The 402-nt window shown below is 74.1% G+C and carries 1 pseudogene; it reads left to right on the top strand.

Annotation, left to right across the window (positions count from 1 at the left end):
* Positions 1-402, top strand: a pseudogene (locus tag BIV03_RS16725) (mannitol dehydrogenase family protein); the annotation flags it as partial.

The raw sequence follows: 402 nt of genomic DNA, 5'->3' as shown, positions 1-402 counted from the left end.
GGTCGACCGGATCACCCCGGCCACGACCGACGACGACGTGGCGGCACTGGCGGAGCTCCCCGGTGCGCTCGACGGCGACCGGGTGCCCGTGGTCACCGAACCCTTCGCGGAGTGGGTGCTCGAGGACGGCTTCGCGGGGATCGACCGTCCGGCGTGGGAGACCGCCGGCGTCCGCATCGTCGACGACGTCACCCCGTACGAGCAGCGGAAGCTCTGGCTCCTGAACGGGTCGCACTCACTGCTGGCGTACCTCGGCCTGCAGCTCGGCCACGAGACGGTCGCGGCAGCGATGGGCGACCCCGTCTGCCGGGCGGCCGTCGAGCAGCTCTGGGACGAAGCGGCGGTCGAACTCCCGCTGCCCGCGGCCGAGGTCGCCGCGGCACGCGACGCCCTGGTCGACCG

Origin of the sequence: Curtobacterium sp. MCBA15_016, assembly GCF_001865105.1 — a bacterium.
GTDB lineage: Bacteria > Actinomycetota > Actinomycetes > Actinomycetales > Microbacteriaceae > Curtobacterium.
This window is presented reverse-complemented; position numbering and strand designations above follow the sequence as displayed.